Source organism: Streptomyces aureus, assembly GCF_001418135.1.
Lineage (GTDB): Bacteria > Actinomycetota > Actinomycetes > Streptomycetales > Streptomycetaceae > Streptomyces > Streptomyces aureus_A.
The window spans coordinates 1-14,854 of sequence record NZ_LIPQ01000159.1; the positions used below are offsets into that span (position 1 = coordinate 1).

Annotated in this window: 15 protein-coding genes and 2 pseudogenes; 7 read left to right on the forward strand and 10 right to left on the reverse strand. The window is 72.5% G+C overall.

All coding sequences use genetic code 11. The features are described from left to right. Positions 1-140: pseudogene (locus tag AOK00_RS40330) on the reverse strand (gfo/Idh/MocA family oxidoreductase); the annotation flags it as partial. A gap of 102 nt (positions 141-242) precedes the next feature. Here AOK00_RS40330 and AOK00_RS15100 point away from each other — a divergent pair. The 3 genes from AOK00_RS15100 (at position 243) to AOK00_RS15110 (ending at position 3,185) form a co-directional block, all read left to right on the forward strand. Continuing rightward, on the forward strand, positions 243-1,532 hold the full coding sequence (locus tag AOK00_RS15100) for a Bcr/CflA family multidrug efflux MFS transporter (RefSeq protein ID WP_055600841.1): 1,290 nt from the start codon (positions 243-245) through the stop codon (positions 1,530-1,532). Positions 1,533-1,605: 73 nt separating this feature from the next. Further along, complete coding sequence (locus tag AOK00_RS15105) at positions 1,606-2,073, forward strand: hemerythrin domain-containing protein (protein ID WP_055600829.1); 468 nt, start codon at positions 1,606-1,608, stop codon at positions 2,071-2,073. Between the two features lie 128 nt (positions 2,074-2,201). Beyond that, a complete protein-coding gene (locus AOK00_RS15110; RefSeq protein WP_055600830.1) occupies positions 2,202-3,185 on the forward strand; it encodes a small ribosomal subunit Rsm22 family protein in 984 nt (327 codons plus the stop codon). A 118-nt stretch (positions 3,186-3,303) separates the two neighbouring features. Here the strand turns inward: AOK00_RS15110 and ddaH are convergent, their stop codons facing one another. Further along, positions 3,304-4,134: a dimethylargininase gene (gene ddaH / locus AOK00_RS15115; protein ID WP_367870037.1), complete on the reverse strand. Its 831-nt coding sequence runs from the start codon at positions 4,132-4,134 to the stop codon at positions 3,304-3,306. A gap of 171 nt (positions 4,135-4,305) precedes the next feature. Between ddaH and AOK00_RS15120 the strand changes: the two genes are divergently transcribed. Next, positions 4,306-4,926: a TetR/AcrR family transcriptional regulator gene (locus AOK00_RS15120; RefSeq protein WP_055600831.1), complete on the forward strand. Its 621-nt coding sequence runs from the start codon at positions 4,306-4,308 to the stop codon at positions 4,924-4,926. Positions 4,927-5,041: 115 nt separating this feature from the next. Then, positions 5,042-5,821 (forward strand): bifunctional DNA primase/polymerase, encoded by a 780-nt coding sequence (locus tag AOK00_RS15125; protein WP_055600832.1) that lies wholly within the window; start codon positions 5,042-5,044, stop codon positions 5,819-5,821. 116 nt (positions 5,822-5,937) lie between these two features. Here AOK00_RS15125 and AOK00_RS15130 read toward each other — a convergent pair whose 3' ends face one another. The 5 genes and pseudogenes from AOK00_RS15130 to AOK00_RS15150 form a co-directional block, all read right to left on the reverse strand. Beyond that, positions 5,938-7,014, reverse strand: coding sequence for a hypothetical protein (locus AOK00_RS15130; RefSeq protein WP_173861568.1), 1,077 nt, complete (start codon positions 7,012-7,014; stop codon positions 5,938-5,940). Continuing rightward, positions 6,971-7,852, reverse strand: a complete 882-nt coding sequence (gene efeU, locus AOK00_RS15135) for an iron uptake transporter permease EfeU (RefSeq protein WP_055600833.1) — start codon at positions 7,850-7,852, stop codon at positions 6,971-6,973. The genes AOK00_RS15130 and efeU overlap by 44 nt, the downstream gene beginning before the upstream one ends. Before the next feature lie 30 nt (positions 7,853-7,882). Beyond that, positions 7,883-9,166, reverse strand: coding sequence for an iron uptake transporter deferrochelatase/peroxidase subunit (gene efeB, locus AOK00_RS15140; RefSeq protein ID WP_055600834.1), 1,284 nt, complete (start codon positions 9,164-9,166; stop codon positions 7,883-7,885). Positions 9,167-9,194: 28 nt separating this feature from the next. Continuing rightward, complete coding sequence (gene efeO, locus AOK00_RS15145) at positions 9,195-10,349, reverse strand: iron uptake system protein EfeO (protein ID WP_055600835.1); 1,155 nt, start codon at positions 10,347-10,349, stop codon at positions 9,195-9,197. A 166-nt stretch (positions 10,350-10,515) separates the two neighbouring features. Continuing rightward, positions 10,516-10,818: pseudogene (locus tag AOK00_RS15150) on the reverse strand (hemin ABC transporter ATP-binding protein); the annotation flags it as partial. Between the two features lie 148 nt (positions 10,819-10,966). Between AOK00_RS15150 and AOK00_RS15155 the strand changes: the two are divergent. Continuing rightward, a complete protein-coding gene (locus AOK00_RS15155) occupies positions 10,967-11,647 on the forward strand; it encodes a PhzF family phenazine biosynthesis protein (protein WP_055600836.1) in 681 nt (226 codons plus the stop codon). A gap of 139 nt (positions 11,648-11,786) precedes the next feature. Here AOK00_RS15155 and AOK00_RS15160 read toward each other — a convergent pair whose 3' ends face one another. Both AOK00_RS15160 and map read right to left on the reverse strand, forming a co-directional pair. Continuing rightward, positions 11,787-12,437, reverse strand: coding sequence for a heme oxygenase (biliverdin-producing) (locus AOK00_RS15160; RefSeq protein WP_055600837.1), 651 nt, complete (start codon positions 12,435-12,437; stop codon positions 11,787-11,789). Positions 12,438-12,552: 115 nt separating this feature from the next. Beyond that, complete coding sequence (map, locus tag AOK00_RS15165) at positions 12,553-13,410, reverse strand: type I methionyl aminopeptidase (protein ID WP_055600838.1); 858 nt, start codon at positions 13,408-13,410, stop codon at positions 12,553-12,555. Positions 13,411-13,471: 61 nt separating this feature from the next. On the opposite strand from map, the gene AOK00_RS15170 reads away from it, so the two are divergent. Then, entirely contained in the window at positions 13,472-13,711 is a 240-nt protein-coding gene (locus AOK00_RS15170) for a hypothetical protein (protein ID WP_055600839.1), read from the forward strand. A gap of 42 nt (positions 13,712-13,753) precedes the next feature. Here the strand turns inward: AOK00_RS15170 and AOK00_RS15175 are convergent. Beyond that, positions 13,754-14,854, reverse strand: a 1,101-nt coding sequence (locus AOK00_RS15175; protein ID WP_055600840.1) for an MFS transporter, incomplete at its 5' end; no start/stop codon positions are given.

A 14,854-nucleotide genomic window follows, 5' to 3' on the forward strand; every position in this document is an offset into this window, starting at 1 on the left:
TCCGCGAAGGCCTTCGCGGACGCCTCCGTACGGGACGCCACCGCGACGACCTCCGCACCGTCGAGCGTCAGCAGGTCCGTGGCGAACCGCTCCGCTATGCCGCCCGTCGCCAGGATTCCCCAGCGCACCGTCTTACCCATGTTCCCCACCCGTCCTCATCTGTCCCGCCGGTCCCGCAGAGGTCTCGACCATGCCGGTCGAGCTGAGAGCATAGGCAAGAATTCAACGAAATGGAGCGGTCGATGCCGGAGAGCGGCCAGAAAACAACACAAGGGCACATAACCGAAAGAGCCCCCGAGTCGACAGGCAACGCGACCGCCCGGCGCACCGGGCTGCTCGTCACCCTCGTCCTCGGCGGGCTCACCGCACTGCCCCCGCTCTCCATGGACATGTACCTCCCGGCCCTGCCCGAGGTCACCGGCGCGCTGAACGCCCCCGCCGCCACCGTCCAGCTCACCCTCACCGCCTGCCTCGCCGGCATGGCCCTCGGCCAGCTCGTCGTCGGCCCCATGAGCGACAAGTGGGGCCGCCGCCGCCCGCTGCTCGTCGGCATGATCGTGTACGTCCTCGCCACCGCCGTCTGCGCCCTCGCCCCCACCGCCGAGACGCTCATCGGCTTCCGGCTGCTCCAGGGCCTCGCCGGCGCCGCCGGCATCGTCATCGCCCGCGCGGTCGTCCGCGACCTCTACGACGGCGTGGAGATGGCCCGGTTCTTCTCCACCCTGATGCTGATCTCCGGCGTCGCCCCGATCATCGCGCCGCTCATCGGCGGCCAGATCCTGCGGATCACCGACTGGCGGGGCGTCTTCCACGTCCTCACCGTCATCGGCGTCCTCCTCACCCTCGTCGTCTGGCGCTTCCTCGCCGAGACACTGCCACCCGAGCGCCGGCACGAGGGCGGGGTCGGCCAGGCCCTGCGCACCATGAAGGGGCTGCTCGCCGACCGTGTCTTCGCCGGGTACATGCTGACCGGCGGTCTCGCCTTCGCCGCCCTCTTCGCCTACATCTCGGCCTCGCCGTTCGTCGTCCAGGAGATCTACGGGGCCTCGCCGCAGACGTTCAGCCTGCTCTTCGGCCTCAACTCGATCGGCCTCGTCGCCGTCGGCCAGATCAACGGCAAGCTGCTCGTCGGCCGCGTCAGCCTCGACAAGGCGCTCGCCTGGGGCCTCGGGACCATCCTCGTCTCCTCCCTCGCCCTGCTCCTCATGACCAGCGGCGTCTTCGGGGACGTCGGGCTCGTGCCGATCGCGGCCGGACTCTTCGTCCTGATGTCCGCGATGGGCCTCGCGATGCCGAACACCAACGCCCAGGCCCTGATGCGCACCCCGCACGCCGCCGGCTCCGCGTCCGCGCTCCTCGGCACGACGTCGTTCCTCGTCGGCGCCGTCGCCTCCCCGCTCGTCGGCATCGCCGGCGAACACACCGCCGTCCCGATGGCCGTCGTCCAGCTGACCTGCGCCGTCCTGGCCCTGGCCTGCTTCCTCGCCCTGTGCAGGCCGTGGCGGACGGCCAAGGCCACCGACACCCCCTAGCCCGCCGGTGTGCCGCCGGTCGTTCCGCGGCCGGCGGTGTCACGATCTCCGGGACGTACGGGAGGACCGGGGAATGTGCCACTACTGCGGGTGCCGTGAGATCCCGCTGATCAAGGAGTTCATCGCCGAGCACGAATCGGTCACCGACCTCGCCGGGGACGCCGTGCGCGCGCTGGGCGGCGGCGACCGCGACCGCGCCCGGACGCCGGCCGCGCGGATGGCCGTCGAACTCCGGGCCCACTGGGCGGGGGAGGAGCGGGGGCTGTTCGCGGTCATGCGGGAGAACGAGGAGTACACGGCGTACGTCGACGCCCTGGCCCTGGAGCATCGCGAGCTCGCCGCCTTCCTGGACGGCCTCGACCTCGACTCGGCCGAGCAGCGCGCGGCGTTCGTCCGCGCCGTCGACGAGCTCCACACGCACATCGCCAAGGAGGAGGACGGCCTCTTCCCGGCCTCCCTGACCGAGCTCACGGGTGAGCAGTGGGACCGGTCCATCGAGGCGTGGCGGACGGTCCACTCCCGGGACCCGCTGCCGGGCTGAGCCGACGGCGGGCCGGTGTGCCGCCCGCTGCCGCCCGGATCCGCCCGTGCCGCCCGGCACCGCCCGGTGCCGCGCAGGGGGCTTCGCGGGCCGCCGAGGCCACCGGTCCCGCCGCCTAGACTGTCTCGGTGAACGCCTCCGCTCCCTCCGCCGACTCCCTGCGCGCCGCCCTCGCCGGGCTCCTCGACGGGCTGCCCCCCAAGCAGGCCGCCCAGGCCGTCGACCGGCTGATCGCCAACTACCGGGGGACCACCCCGACGGACGCCCCCGTGCTGCGCGACCGCTCCGACGTCGCCGCGTACGCCGCGTACCGGATGCCGGCGACCTTCGAGGCGGTACGGGGCGCCCTCGACGCCCTGCGCGAGGCGGCGCCCGACTGGGAGCCGCGTACCCACACCGACGTCGGCGGCGGTACGGGCGCGGCAAGCTGGGCCGTCGCCGAGGCCTGGGCGGAGCAGCCGCCCCGCACCACCGTCCTGGACTGGGCCGAGCCGGCCCTCGCCCTCGGGCGTGAGCTCGCCGCCGGCGCCCTGGACGCCGAGTGGCGCACGGCCAGGATCGGCGGCGCGCTGCGGCTCGCCGACACGGACCTCGTCACCGTGTCGTACGTGCTCAAGGAGCTGACCGAGGCCGACCGGGCCGCCCTCGTGACCGAGGCGGCGCGTGCCGCGCAGACGGTCGTGATCGTCGAGCCCGGCACCCCCGACGGCTACGAGCGGATCATCGCGGCCCGCACGCTGCTGATCGAGGCCGGGTTCACGGTCGCCGCGCCCTGCCCGCACAGCGGGGCCTGCCCGATCGAGCCGGGCACGGACTGGTGCCACTTCTCGGCCCGGGTCAGCCGTTCCTCGCTGCACCGGCAGGTGAAGGGCGGTTCGCTGCCGTACGAGGACGAGAAGTACAGCTACGTGGCGGCGACCCGGTTGCCGCCGGCGCCGGCGGCCTCCCGCATCACCCGCAGGCCGCAGATCCGCAAGGGCCTGGTCCTCCTCGACCTGTGCGGTCCGGACGGCCTGACCCGCGCGACGGTCACCAAGCGCCACGGTCCGGTCTACAAGCAGGCCCGCGACGCGGAGTGGGGCGACTCCTGGCCGCCGGAGGACGAGGGCTGAGACCCCCGGCTGCGCGTGCCCACCGGTGGTGCCCCCCCGCAGTCAGGTCTCCGCGGACCAGGAGGGGCACTTCCCGGGGTTCTCCCGGAAGCGTCGGCCCCGGCCGACGCCCGGTGGACTAGGGCCGCAGCTCCTGGGTGCAGCACTTCACGCTGCCGCCGCCCTTGAGCAGTTCACCCAGGTCCATCCCGATCGGCTCGAAGCCCCGCCGCCGCAGCGGGTCGAAGAGGCCGACCGCCGCCTGGGGGAGGAGGACGTTCCGGCCGTCGCTGACCGCGTTCAGACCGAGGGCCGCCGCGTCCTCGGCCGTCGCGATCAGGGCGTCGGGGAACAGCCGGGCGAGCACCGCGCGGCTGCCGGGGGAGAAGGCGTCCGGGTAGTACATGACCTCGTCGCCCGCGTCGTCCAGGACGCACAGCGCCGTGTCCAGGTGGTAGTACCGCGGGTCCACCAGTTCGAGGCCGATCACCGGGCGGCCGAAGAACTCCTGCGCCTCGTCGTGCGAGAGCGGGCTGGAGCGGAAGCCGCGCCCGGCGAGGATCCAGGAGGCGGTGACGGCGAAGTCCCCCTCGCCCTCGTTGACGTGCTCCGGGGCCCGTACGTCGTCGGCTGCCCAACCGTTTCCTCGGAACCAGGCCAGATGCGCCCCGGCCTCGGCCGCGCGCTCCGCGTGGGCGAACTTCGCCCCGAGGACCCGGCCGTCGACGACGGTGGCGCCGTTCGCCGCGAAGACCATGTCCGGCAGCGCCGGGTCGGGGGCGAGGAGCTCGACCGTGTGGCCGAGCGCGCGGTAGCGGTCGCGCAGGTCCTCCCACTGGGCGAGGGCGAGCGGCAGGTCGACCGGTTTCGTGGGGTCCATCCAGGGGTTGATGGAGTACGTCACCGTGAAGTGCGTGGGTGGGCACATCAGATAACGGCGGGGCGAGGACGTGCGCGGAGTGGTGCGCAATGAGGGCTCCTCACGGACGGGAGGTCAGAGGCACCGGCGGGGTGAGGATCCGCCGGATCGGTGACCCCATGGTCCGCCTTCCGGGTCCCCCGCGCTGTGGACCGTTCGGGTGGTTCGGCTCTGGCCACGACTCGCGAGACGCGACGTCTCGTGGGCTGCTAGATTGGGCCCATGTCCGACACCAAGGCCCCCGACGCCTCCCGCCGCAGCGAGCGCTCCCGCCGCGCCATCTTCGACGCCGCCCTCGCCCTCGTCTCCGAGACCGGCTACGCGAAGACCACCATCGAGGGCATCGCCGCCCGCGCCGGGGTCGGCAAGCAGACCATCTACCGGTGGTGGCCCTCCAAGGCCGCCGTCCTCCTCGACGCCTTCCTGGACCTCGCGGCCCGCGCCAACGAGGCCCTGGGCGGGGACGCCGACAGTGAGATCCCCGACACCGGCGACCTCGCCGCCGACCTCAAGTACGTCCTGCGCGCCACCGTCGACGAGATGAACGACCCCGCCTTCGACGCCCCCACCCGCGCCCTCGCCGCCGAGGGCATCGTCGACCCCGAGCTCGGCGCCCGCTTCACCGAGGCGCTCCTCGAACCACAGCTCCAGTACTACGCCCGCCGCATCGAGGCGGCCCAGGCGGCCGGCGACGTGGACCCCGGCGTCGACCCCCGGATCGCCCTCGAACTCCTCGTCGGACCGCTCCACCACCGCTGGCTCCACCGCACCCTGCCGCTGACCCACGCGTACGCCGACGGCCTCGTCGACCTCGCCCTGCGCGGCCTCGCGCCGAGGGCCTGAACCGTCCGTCGCACACCGGTTCCACACCCCGGTTCCGTACTCCGGTCACCCAGGGCGCAGGATGGTGGGACCATGGGCAGAGCCGAACGGGCGAGCATGAGGTGTGAGGGGATAGATGGGCGACGGGATCGACCGCTACCGCGGCACGGAGAGCAAACTCGCGCAGTGGCTGCGCAGGCGCCCGAAACGCACCGCGGCCGACGACGAGAACGACCGCGAGAAGCTGCTCCTGGCCGTCGCCGCCGCCGGGCTGCCCCTCGCCCCCGCCGCGTACCCCGTCGGCTACAGCTGTTCCTGTGAGCGGATCGGCTGTCCCACCCCCGCCCGGCACCCGGTGTCCTTCGCCTGGCAGACGCAGTCGACCACCGACCGCGCCCAGATCGAGCGCTGGGCCCGCAACGAGCCCGAGGCGAACTTCATCACCGCCACCGGCATGGTCCACGACGTCCTCGACGTACCGCTCGCCGCCGGCCGCGCCGCCCTGGAGCGCCTCCTCGCCGAGGGTGTCGAGGTCGGGCCGGTCGCCGAGTCCGCCGAGGTCGACGCGGTCGGCGGGCGGATGCTCTTCTTCACCGCCACCCGCGGCACTCCCGAGGACGAGGACGAGTGGTGGCCGTGTGAGCTCGACTGCCACCCCGAGACCATGGACGAGCACCCGGGGCTCCGCTGGCACTGCCGCGGCAGCTACGTCCTCGTGCCGCCCGCCCGGCTCCCCGGGGACGAGAGCGCCCATCCGGTCGTCGCCTGGCTCCGCGGCCCCGAGCACCCGCTGCCCGACCCGCTGAACCTCCTGGAGACCCTCCAGGACGCCTGCGCCCGCCACGCGGCCGCGCGCGAGGCGGAGGGCGACGGCGAGCACACGGCCCACGAGATCGCCTGGCCGCTGACCCGCTGACCCGGCGACCCGCTGACCGCTGAGCCGCCGACCGCTGAGCAAGGCCGGAGCAGTGCCCTGATCGGCGGCCTGATCGACGCCCAGAGCGGCGTCCTGAGAGGCGGGCGACGGGGCCGTCACGAGCCCTGCGCGCCCACCACGCCCTGGAGCCGGGCCTTGATCGTGACCCCGTCGCGGTCGGTGCCCGCCGGCTTCACCAGGACCACCTGGTTGGACACCCACTCCTTGGTGACCGTGTTCTTGACCTCGCCGGTCAGCAGCGCCTTGATGTCGGGGTCGACCTTGGGCCGGTAGCCCGGCGCCGCCGTCTGCCGCTCGAAGAACCGCGTCGCGAAGAAGACGAACGCGCCGCCGTCCTTCGTCCGCAGCCCGAGCGGGGCGAAGTCGCCCTGGTCCGCGACCCGGTCCAGGTACTGGGTGGCGAGTCCCGGGCGCTTGGCGCCCTTCTGCCGCTGCTCCCGCAGCTGCGTCGTGTGCGGCCCCGCCGCGTACGGCCCCGGCTGCCCGTCCTGCAGGTACGAGACGTAGTCCTTGCCGAGGTCCGCGGGCGCGACCGCGAGCGTGTCGGTGTCCGCGGCGACCGGCACCGCGAACCCGTCCTCCTCGGCGAACTCGGGCACCTGCGACGGGCTCATGATCACCAGGTGGGCCGCTTCCCACAGCTGCTGGGGCCCGTTGCGTACGAAGACGACGAGCCAGCGCTGGTCGCCGGCGCCCTCGTCGGTGTCCATGTTGGGGTCGGTGTCCGCGAGGAACCAGCGCGGCCAGCCCGCCTTCCTGGGCAGCACGAAGCGCGCGTCCGACAGTTCGAGGGGGCGGTGGTTCGCGTTGCCGCCGGGGGAGGTCACCGCACGCGCACGCAGGCCGGCCTGGTTGATCTCGCCCAGCGGACCGGTGACCCGGCCCGCGGCCAGGGCCGGGTCGTGGGCCTTGTCGGCACTGTTGTAGGCGGCCGTGAAGTCGGCGAGGGCCTGGGCCGCCTCGGACCGGGTGGCCGGCGGCATCAGGGCGAGCTCACCGTGGACGGTGACGCAGCCGCTCGCCGTCAGCGCGAGGACGGTCGCGGCGGCCGTCGCCGCGAGGAGACGTACGGGGCGCGCGGGGCGCGCGGCTCTCGTGGGTCGCGTGGACCGTCCTGCCGACAGCCGCTCAAGCGGTCGTCCCGGCGCTCGCCTCAGCGTCAGCCTTCTCATCGGTCGCCTTCTGCTTCTTCACCCGCGTGGACGGACCCGACCCTATCGGGGCCAGGAACAGCGCGAGCGTCGGGACCAGATACAGCGCCCACACCGTGACCTGAAGGACCGTCGGGTTCGGCTGGAAGTTGAAGACGCCCTTGAGGAGCGTGCCGTACCAGCTGTCCGGCGGGATCGTCGCCGAGATGTCGAAGGCCTTGTTCGCGAGGCCGTCGAGGAAGCGGGCCTCCTGGAGGTCGTGCACGCCGTACGCGAGGACGCCCGCCGCGACCACGACCAGCATCCCGCCGGTCCAGGTGAAGAACTTGGCCAGGTTGATCCTCAGCGCGCCCCGGTAGAACAGCCAGCCGAGGAGCACCGCCGTGAGCAGGCCGAGCAGGACACCGGCCAGCGGTGCGAACGTGCCGTCCGAGGAGGCTCGGACCGACGCCCACACGAACAGCGCCGTCTCCAGGCCCTCGCGGCCCACCGCGAGGAACGCGGTGGCGACCAGCGCTCCCGTGCCCATCCGGAGGGCCGCGTCGAGCTTGCCGTGCAGCTCTGCCCTGAGGTGTCGGGCGGTGCGCCGCATCCAGAAGACCATCCAGGTCACCAGGACGACCGCGACGATCGAGAGCGAGCCGCCGAGCAGCTCCTGCGCCTCGAAGGTCAGCTCCTGGGAGCCGAACTCGAGACCGGCGCCGAAGGCCAGGGCCACACCGACGGCCACGCCGATGCCGATCCAGATCGGCTTCAGCGCGTCCCGCCGGCCGGTCTTCACCAGATAGGCGATGAGGATGCAGACGACCAGACTGGCCTCAAGGCCCTCGCGCAGGCCGATCAGATAGTTACCGAACACGCCGGTTCCCTCCCGGGGTTGCGTGGAGTGTCACGAGAACAGCGCCCGGCCCCACCAGTCGTCCTTGTCCCGGACGCCCGGCGGGATCGCGAACAGCGCCGAACCCACGTGCTGGATGTACTCGTTGAGGACGTCGGCCCGCGACAGGGAGGTCTGCACCGGGATGAAGCCGGTCCGCACGTCCTTCTGGTACGCCAGGAAGAACAGCCCCGCCTCCAGGCGGCCGAGGCCGTCCGTGCCGTCGGTGAAGGAGTAGCCGCGGCGCAGGATCGTCGCCCCGCCGTTGGTGTCCGGATGGGCGAGCCGCACGTGCGAGTCCGGCTTCATCGCCTTCAGGAACGGCTCGTCGTGTTCCCCGGCCTTGCCGACGGGCGCGCCCTCGCGCTTGTCGCGGCCGAAGATGTCCTCCTGCTCGGCCAGCGGCGTGCGGTCCCAGGTCTCGACGTTCATCCGGATGCGGCGGGCGACGAGGTACGAGCCGCCGTCCATCCAGGCCGCCGGTCCCTCGGCGTCCTTCCCGGAGACCCAGACGTGCTTCGCGAGCCGTTCCGTCTCGGTGCCCGCGATGTTGCGGGTGCCGTCCTTGAAGCCGAAGAGGTTACGCGGGGTCTGGGCGTCCGGGGTCGTCGAGGACGTCTTGCCGAAGCCCAGCTGCGACCAGCGCACCGCGACCTTGCCGAAGCCGATCCGTGCCAGGTTCCGGATGGCGTGCACGGCGACCTGCGGGTCGTCCGCGCACGCCTGCACGCAGAGGTCGCCGCCGCTGCGCGCCGGATCCAGGTTGTCGCCCGGGAACTTGGGCAGCTCCACCAAGGCCCCGGGCTGCTTGTCCTTCAGCCCGAAACGCCCGTCGAAGAGCGTGGGGCCGAATCCGATGGTGAGGGTGAGACGGGAGGGCTTGAGGCCGAGGGCCTCGCCGGTGTCGTCGGGCGGCGCCTCCGGGAGACCGCCGTACGCGCCCTCGCCGACCTCGGCTCCGGCCGTCATGCGCTCGGCCGCCCGGGTCCAGTCCTTGAGGAGCCGGACCAGCTCGGCGCGGTCGGTCGTCGTCACGTCGAAGGCCGCGAAGTGCAGCCGGTCCTGGACGGCGGTGGCGATGCCGGCCTGGTGGGGGCCGTGGAAGGGCACGGCCGCGCCGCTGTCGGCGACCGGTACCGGGGTGTCCCCGGCCCGGGCCAGCAGGGCGGCGGCGCCCCCCGCCGCGGCGGCACCGAGCGCGAGCCCGGCACCGCCCAGGGCGATGACCTTGCGGCGGGAGGGCGCGGCGGCCGGGGCCGCCGTCGTCTCCCGGTCTTCCTGGGTCTCCTCGGACATGTCCGCGCCTCCCCGCTCTCCCTGTCCGTTACTTGACGACGGCGGCGGAGAGCTTGGAGAGCGGCTCGGCCAGCGCGTTGACGCCGTCCGACAGCTCCTTGCGCTCGGGCTCGCCGACCTTCTCGTACGAGGTGAAGACGTAGCTGCTCTTGTCCGTGCGGTACTTGTCGAGCAGCGTGTTCAGCGCGGCGAACTGCTTCTCCAGTTCGGCGACGAGCTTCGGGTCGTTCTTCACGGCGACCGGCTTGAGCAGGTCGAAGGACTTCTGCGCGCCCTCGACGTTCGCCTTGAAGTCGACGAGGTCGGTGTGGGAGTAACGCTCCTCCTCGCCGGTGACCTTGCCGGTGGCGACCTCGTCCAGGAGCTCCTTGGCGCCGTTGGCCATCGAGGTCGGGGTGATCTCGGCCTTGCCGACCCGCTTCACCCAGTCCGCGAGGTCCTTGTCGAGGAGGTCGGCGAGCTGCTTCTCGCGCTCGCCGAGCTTCTTGTCCTTCCAGAGGGCCTTCTCCAGGCGGTGCCAGCCGGTCCAGTCCTTGGCCGGGTCCTGGCCGGCCTCCAGGCCGTCCTCGCGGACGTCGACCTTGGGGTCGATGTCGCCGAAGGACTCGGCGACCGGCTCGGTGCGCTCCCAGCCGATCCGGGACTCGGCGTAGGCCTTCTTCGCGGCATCGAGGTCACCGGCTCGGACGGCGTCGGTGAAGACCTTCACCTTGGGGAGGGTCGCGTCGGCCTGCGCCTGGACGTACTGGCGGTAGGCGGCGACGGCCGCGTCCATCTCGGGGGAGCGCTTGGCGCCCGCGGCGCCGCCGGTGGCCTTGACCTGCTGGCGGATGCCGTCGCCGACCATGCCGGGCTTGCAGGCGATCTCGTAGTCGCCGGCCTTGATCTCGGCGGTCAGGCTCGCCTTGGTGCCGGGACCGATGTTCTCGCGCTCGGTGACGATCCGGTCGTCCGGGTAGAGGACGTAGACCTCGGTGACCTTGGAGCCGCGGTTCTCGACGGACAGCTGCACGTGGCCCGCCGGGAACTCCTTCTTCGAGACCTCGCAGGAGTCGTCCTTGGCGACGACGGTGATCGTGCCGTCGTCCGCCTTGGCGTCGCTCTTCTCGGTGCAGCCCGTGACGGCGGCCAGGGCCGCCGCGGTCGCTGCGGCGGTGACGACGGAGAGGCGAACGGCTCGCATGGGGACTCCAGAAACGCGGGGACGGGGACTGAGGCCGACCTAACTTAACCGAGGCTTACCTCAGCCATACCCGGTCGTCCAGTGATTCGGCTCTCAGGTCCGGCGGGCCGGACACGGTGGGATCACAGGGGCTTCATGGGGCCCTCATGGGTTGGTCAAGGGCGGGTCAAGGGCGGCGAATTGTCCCGCTTCCGCGTCTCTCACGGACGGCCTCGGTCCGCTTCGGCGCGACAGGCGGGACGCCGGTCCGCGGGTGCGGGAACACCTCCACCGGCTGCCGGTGGACCCGGCTGAGCAACTCCTCGTCGAGGACCTCCGACGGCGGCCCCTCCACCGCGATCCGGCCGCCGTGCAGCACCCCGACCCGGTCCGCGTGGGCCGCCGCGAGCCCGAGGTCGTGCGGCACCACCACCGCGTCCCCGGCCGCCGCCCGCTCCCGGCAGACCCGCAGGACCAGTGGCCGTCGTCGTCGCCGTGCGCCGCCGCGCCACGAAGCCCTGAACCAGCACCACGCCCTCGGGGCACCCACCGAGAAGCGCCCCCCGGAAGAGACAGGACCGCCCCCGATTCGCGGGTGCGGTCCTGTCCGCGCGCCGCGAAATGGTTCAATTTCCGCCATGAACACGACCGTGCCCAGCACCGCCACCGAGATCGACGTCCTCCGGGTCTTCTGCGCGGCCGACGGCCGGCACGGCAACACCCTCGGAGTCGTGCGGGATGCCCGTACCCACCCCGACGAGGCCTCCCGGCAGGCGCTCGCCAAGGAACTCGGCTTCAGCGAGACGGTGTTCGTGGACGACCCGGAGCGCGGGATCGTCGACATCTACACCCCCGGCCTGCGGCTGCCCTTCGCCGGACACCCGCTGGTCGGCGCCGCCTGGCTGCTCGACATCGAGGTCGTCGTCCCGCCCGCGGGCGAGGTGTGGGTGCGCGGCGACGGGGAGTTCACGTGGATCGAGGCGCGTGCCGAGTGGGCGCCGCCGCGGACCCTGCGCCAGTACGGCTCCGCCGCCGAGGTGGACGCGCTCGACGTGCCCGAGCCGGGCGAGTGGATCTACGCCTGGGCCTGGGAGGAGGAGGCCGCGGGCCGGATCAGGGCGCGGGCGTTCCCGGGGCGCGGCGACGGCATCGACGAGGACGAGGCGACCGGCGCGGCGGCGCTGCTGCTCACGGCGGAGCTGGGACGGGCCCTGAACATCACGCAGGGCCGGGGTTCGCAGCTGCTCACTGCCCCCGGCCCTGACGGGATCGTGGAGATCGGCGGACGGGTCCGCCTGGAGGGAACCCTCACGCGCTGAGCACGCGCAGGCCCGAAGGCTCACGTGGTGAGCACGCGAAGGCCCGAAGGCACACGCGCTGAGCACGCGAAGGCCTGAAGACTCACGCGCTGAGGCCTGCCGGCCCGCCCTCACGTGCCGCGGCCCTCCTGGTCGACCCTCACGCGGTCAGCGGGAACTCGCCGCCCAGCTGGTGGAAGACCGCGCTGTTGAACGCGAACGCACGCTTGCACTCGTCGACGATCCGCTGCTTCTCCAGGTCGTCGGCGTTCACCCCGTCGAGCAGCTCCCGGTACGCCCGCTTGAACGCGGCCGGGTTGGAGATCGCGTCGAACACGTAGAAGCGGACGCCGTCCCCCTTGCGCGCGAAGCCCCAGGTGCGCTCCGCCTTGTCGCGGATGATCTGACCGCCCGACAGGTCGCCCAGGTAGCGCGTGTAGTGGTGGGCCACGTACCCCGCGGGCCAGTCACGGGCGCACTCGGCGACCCGATCGGCGTACGCCACGGTGGCGGGCAGCGGGGAGACCCCGGCGCGCCAGTCGGGGCCCCGCAGATGGGCGAGGTCCTGCTCCAGGGCGGCCGTGCGGAACAGCTCGGGCTGTATGAAGGGCCCGGCGACCGGGTCCGAGCGCAGGGCCTCCGCGCCGTCCTCCAGGGCGCGGTACACGAACCAGAGCTGCTCGGTGTAGCGCGCGTAGGCGTCGACGGCCAGGCGTCCGCCCAGGAGGTCGCCCATGAAGGACGACGTCTCCGCCTCCGTGTGCTGCTCGTGCGAGGCCGTACGGATGAGCGTGGAGAAGGGCGTGTCCAAGGCGTGCCTCCGGGACCGATGGGACGGGAACCAGTGACGATCCTGCCAAGTTAGGTTTACCTAAGTCAACTGGTTCCCGACGTCCTGTCGGTAAAGGCTCTACCCATTCGAGCGGCTACGGCAACGTCAGGATCTCCGCCCCGGTCTCCGTCACGACGAGCGTGTGCTCGAACTGCGCGGTCCGCTTCCGGTCCTTGGTCACGACCGTCCAGCCGTCGTCCCACATGTCGTAGTCGTGGGTGCCGAGCGTCAGCATCGGCTCGATGGTGAAGGTCATGCCGGTCTTGATCTCGGTGGTGTGGTGGGGCGAGTCGTAGTGCGGCACGATCAGGCCGGAGTGGAAGGACGAGTTGATGCCGTGGCCGGTGAAGTCACGGACGACGCCGTAGCCGAAGCGCTTGGCGTACGACTCGATGACCCGGCCGATGATGTTGATCTGGCGGCCCGGCTTGACCGCCTTGATGGCCCGGTTCAGGGACTCCCGGGTCCGCTCCACGAGCAGCCGCGACTCCTCGTCGACGTCGCCGCAGAGGTAGGTGGCGTTGTTGTCGCCGTGGACGCCGTTGATGTACGCCGTGACGTCGAGGTTCACGATGTCGCCGTCCCGCAGGACGGTGGAGTCCGGGATGCCGTGACAGATGACCTCGTTGATCGAGGCGCACAGCGACTTCGGGAACCCGCGGTAGCCGAGGGTGGACGGGTAGGCGCCGTGGTCGCACATGTACTCGTGCGCGACCCGGTCGAGCTCGTCGGTGGTGACACCCGGGGCGATGTGCTTGGCGGCCTCCTCCATCGCCTGCGCGGCGATGCGGCCGGCGATCCGCATCCGCTCGACGGTGTCGGAATCCTGCACCTCGGGCCCGCTGTACGGGGCCGGGGCGGGCTTCCCGACGTACTCGGGGCGGCGGATGGAGCCCGGAACGGAACGATGGGGGGAGAGCTCCCCCGGGACGAGAAGCGACTGGCCAGACATGACAGCGAGTCTAACGACCGGGTCTGGGGCAGCATGGTCTCGGAGGAAGGAGCCGACGACGATGGCTTTGTTCAAGAAGCGCACCGCGGGCAAACCGGGCGAGTGGTACTACTGCCTGGAGCACAAGAAGGTCGAAGAGGGCCCCGAGTGCCCGGCGAAGAACCGCTTCGGGCCGTACGCCACCCGCGCGGAGGCCGCCCACGCGATGGAGACCGCCCGCGAGCGGAACCTGGAGTGGGAGACCGACCCGCGCTGGCACGACAAGGCGGGGAAGCCGGAAGCCCAGGAGCCGCCGGACTGAGGGCACCTGCCTGTCCGACCACCGGGACCCGCCCGGGACCGCTCACACGGTCCCGGCCGGGTCCCGCTCCGCCGCCTCCCGCCCGGCCGCTTCCTGCTGGGCCTTGCGGCGCAGCGAGTCCTCGTCGGTCCCGGAGTCGTACGTGAGGAGCTTCGGCAGCGCGAGGCAGAGCAGGCCCACCGAGGCGACGCAGGCCACGCCGCCCGTCCAGACGGCCGACCGGGTGCCGGTCCAGCCCGCCATCGCGCCCGCCCTGACCTGGCCCAGCTGCGGGCCGACGCTGTACGAGAGCACCTCGATGCCCGCGAGCCGGCCGCGCAGCTCCTCGGGGATCGTCTGGTTCCAGATCGTCGCCCGGCCCAGGCCGCTCAGCATGTCGCCGGCCCCGGCGAAGGCCAGGCAGAGCAGGACCAGCCAGATGTTCCCGAACCAGCCCGCCGCCGCGATCGCCAGACCCCAGCCGGCGGCGCCCGCGACCACGAGCAGCCCGTGCCGGCGCACCGTCGACGTCCAGCCGCTGGTCAGGCCCAGCACCAGGGAGCCGACCGAGCCCGCCGCGTACATCAGGCCGAGCGACCAGTCCGCGTCCAGCTCGTCCGCGAGGAACGGGAAGATCGTGTTCGGGAAGGCGAAGAACATCGCCGCGAGGTCGATCGCGTACGTGCCGAGCAGCACCGGCCTCGACCAGGCGTACCGCGCGCCCTCCGCGATGCCCCGCAGCGAGGGCTTCTCCGCGTCGTGCGCGGGCGGCGCGGGGGAGAGCCGGCGGCACAGCACCACCGAGGCGGCGAAACCGGCGATCGTCACCCCGTACGCCGGCGCGTGACCCGCGTACGCCACGACCAGGCCCGCGAGCGCCGGGCCCGCGATCGAGCCCATCTGCCAGCGCAGCGAGTTCAGCGCGGCCGCCGCCGTCTGGTGCTCGTGCGGCACGATCCGGGCCAGGAGCGAGTCCAGGGCCGGCCGCTGGAGCCCCGCGAGCGCCGAGACGCCGGCCGCGACCACGTACAGCGGCCAGAGCATCGGGGTCGGCAGCAGCGAGTTGACGAGCAGGATCGCGGCGAGCAGGCCGAGACCCGCCTCGGTCAGGAGGATCACCTTCCGCCGGTCGACCGCGTCGGCGAGCGCCCCGCCGTACAGGCC

Bases quoted from the DNA above. Each gene is read 5' to 3' on its own strand.
- AOK00_RS15130 (WP_173861568.1), bottom strand. From the start codon at position 7,014: ATGAGAAGGCTGACGCTGAGGCGAGCGCCGGGACGACCGCTTGAGCGG.
- efeO (WP_055600835.1), bottom strand. From the start codon at position 10,349: ATGCGAGCCGTTCGCCTCTCCGTCGTCACCGCCGCAGCGACCGCGGCG.
- AOK00_RS15100 (WP_055600841.1), top strand. From the start codon at position 243: ATGCCGGAGAGCGGCCAGAAAACAACACAAGGGCACATAACCGAAAGA.
- AOK00_RS15155 (WP_055600836.1), top strand. From the start codon at position 10,967: ATGAACACGACCGTGCCCAGCACCGCCACCGAGATCGACGTCCTCCGG.
- AOK00_RS15125 (WP_055600832.1), top strand. From the start codon at position 5,042: ATGGGCGACGGGATCGACCGCTACCGCGGCACGGAGAGCAAACTCGCG.
- AOK00_RS15120 (WP_055600831.1), top strand. From the start codon at position 4,306: ATGTCCGACACCAAGGCCCCCGACGCCTCCCGCCGCAGCGAGCGCTCC.
- AOK00_RS15170 (WP_055600839.1), top strand. From the start codon at position 13,472: ATGGCTTTGTTCAAGAAGCGCACCGCGGGCAAACCGGGCGAGTGGTAC.
- efeB (WP_055600834.1), bottom strand. From the start codon at position 9,166: ATGTCCGAGGAGACCCAGGAAGACCGGGAGACGACGGCGGCCCCGGCC.
- map (WP_055600838.1), bottom strand. From the start codon at position 13,410: ATGTCTGGCCAGTCGCTTCTCGTCCCGGGGGAGCTCTCCCCCCATCGT.
- AOK00_RS15105 (WP_055600829.1), top strand. From the start codon at position 1,606: ATGTGCCACTACTGCGGGTGCCGTGAGATCCCGCTGATCAAGGAGTTC.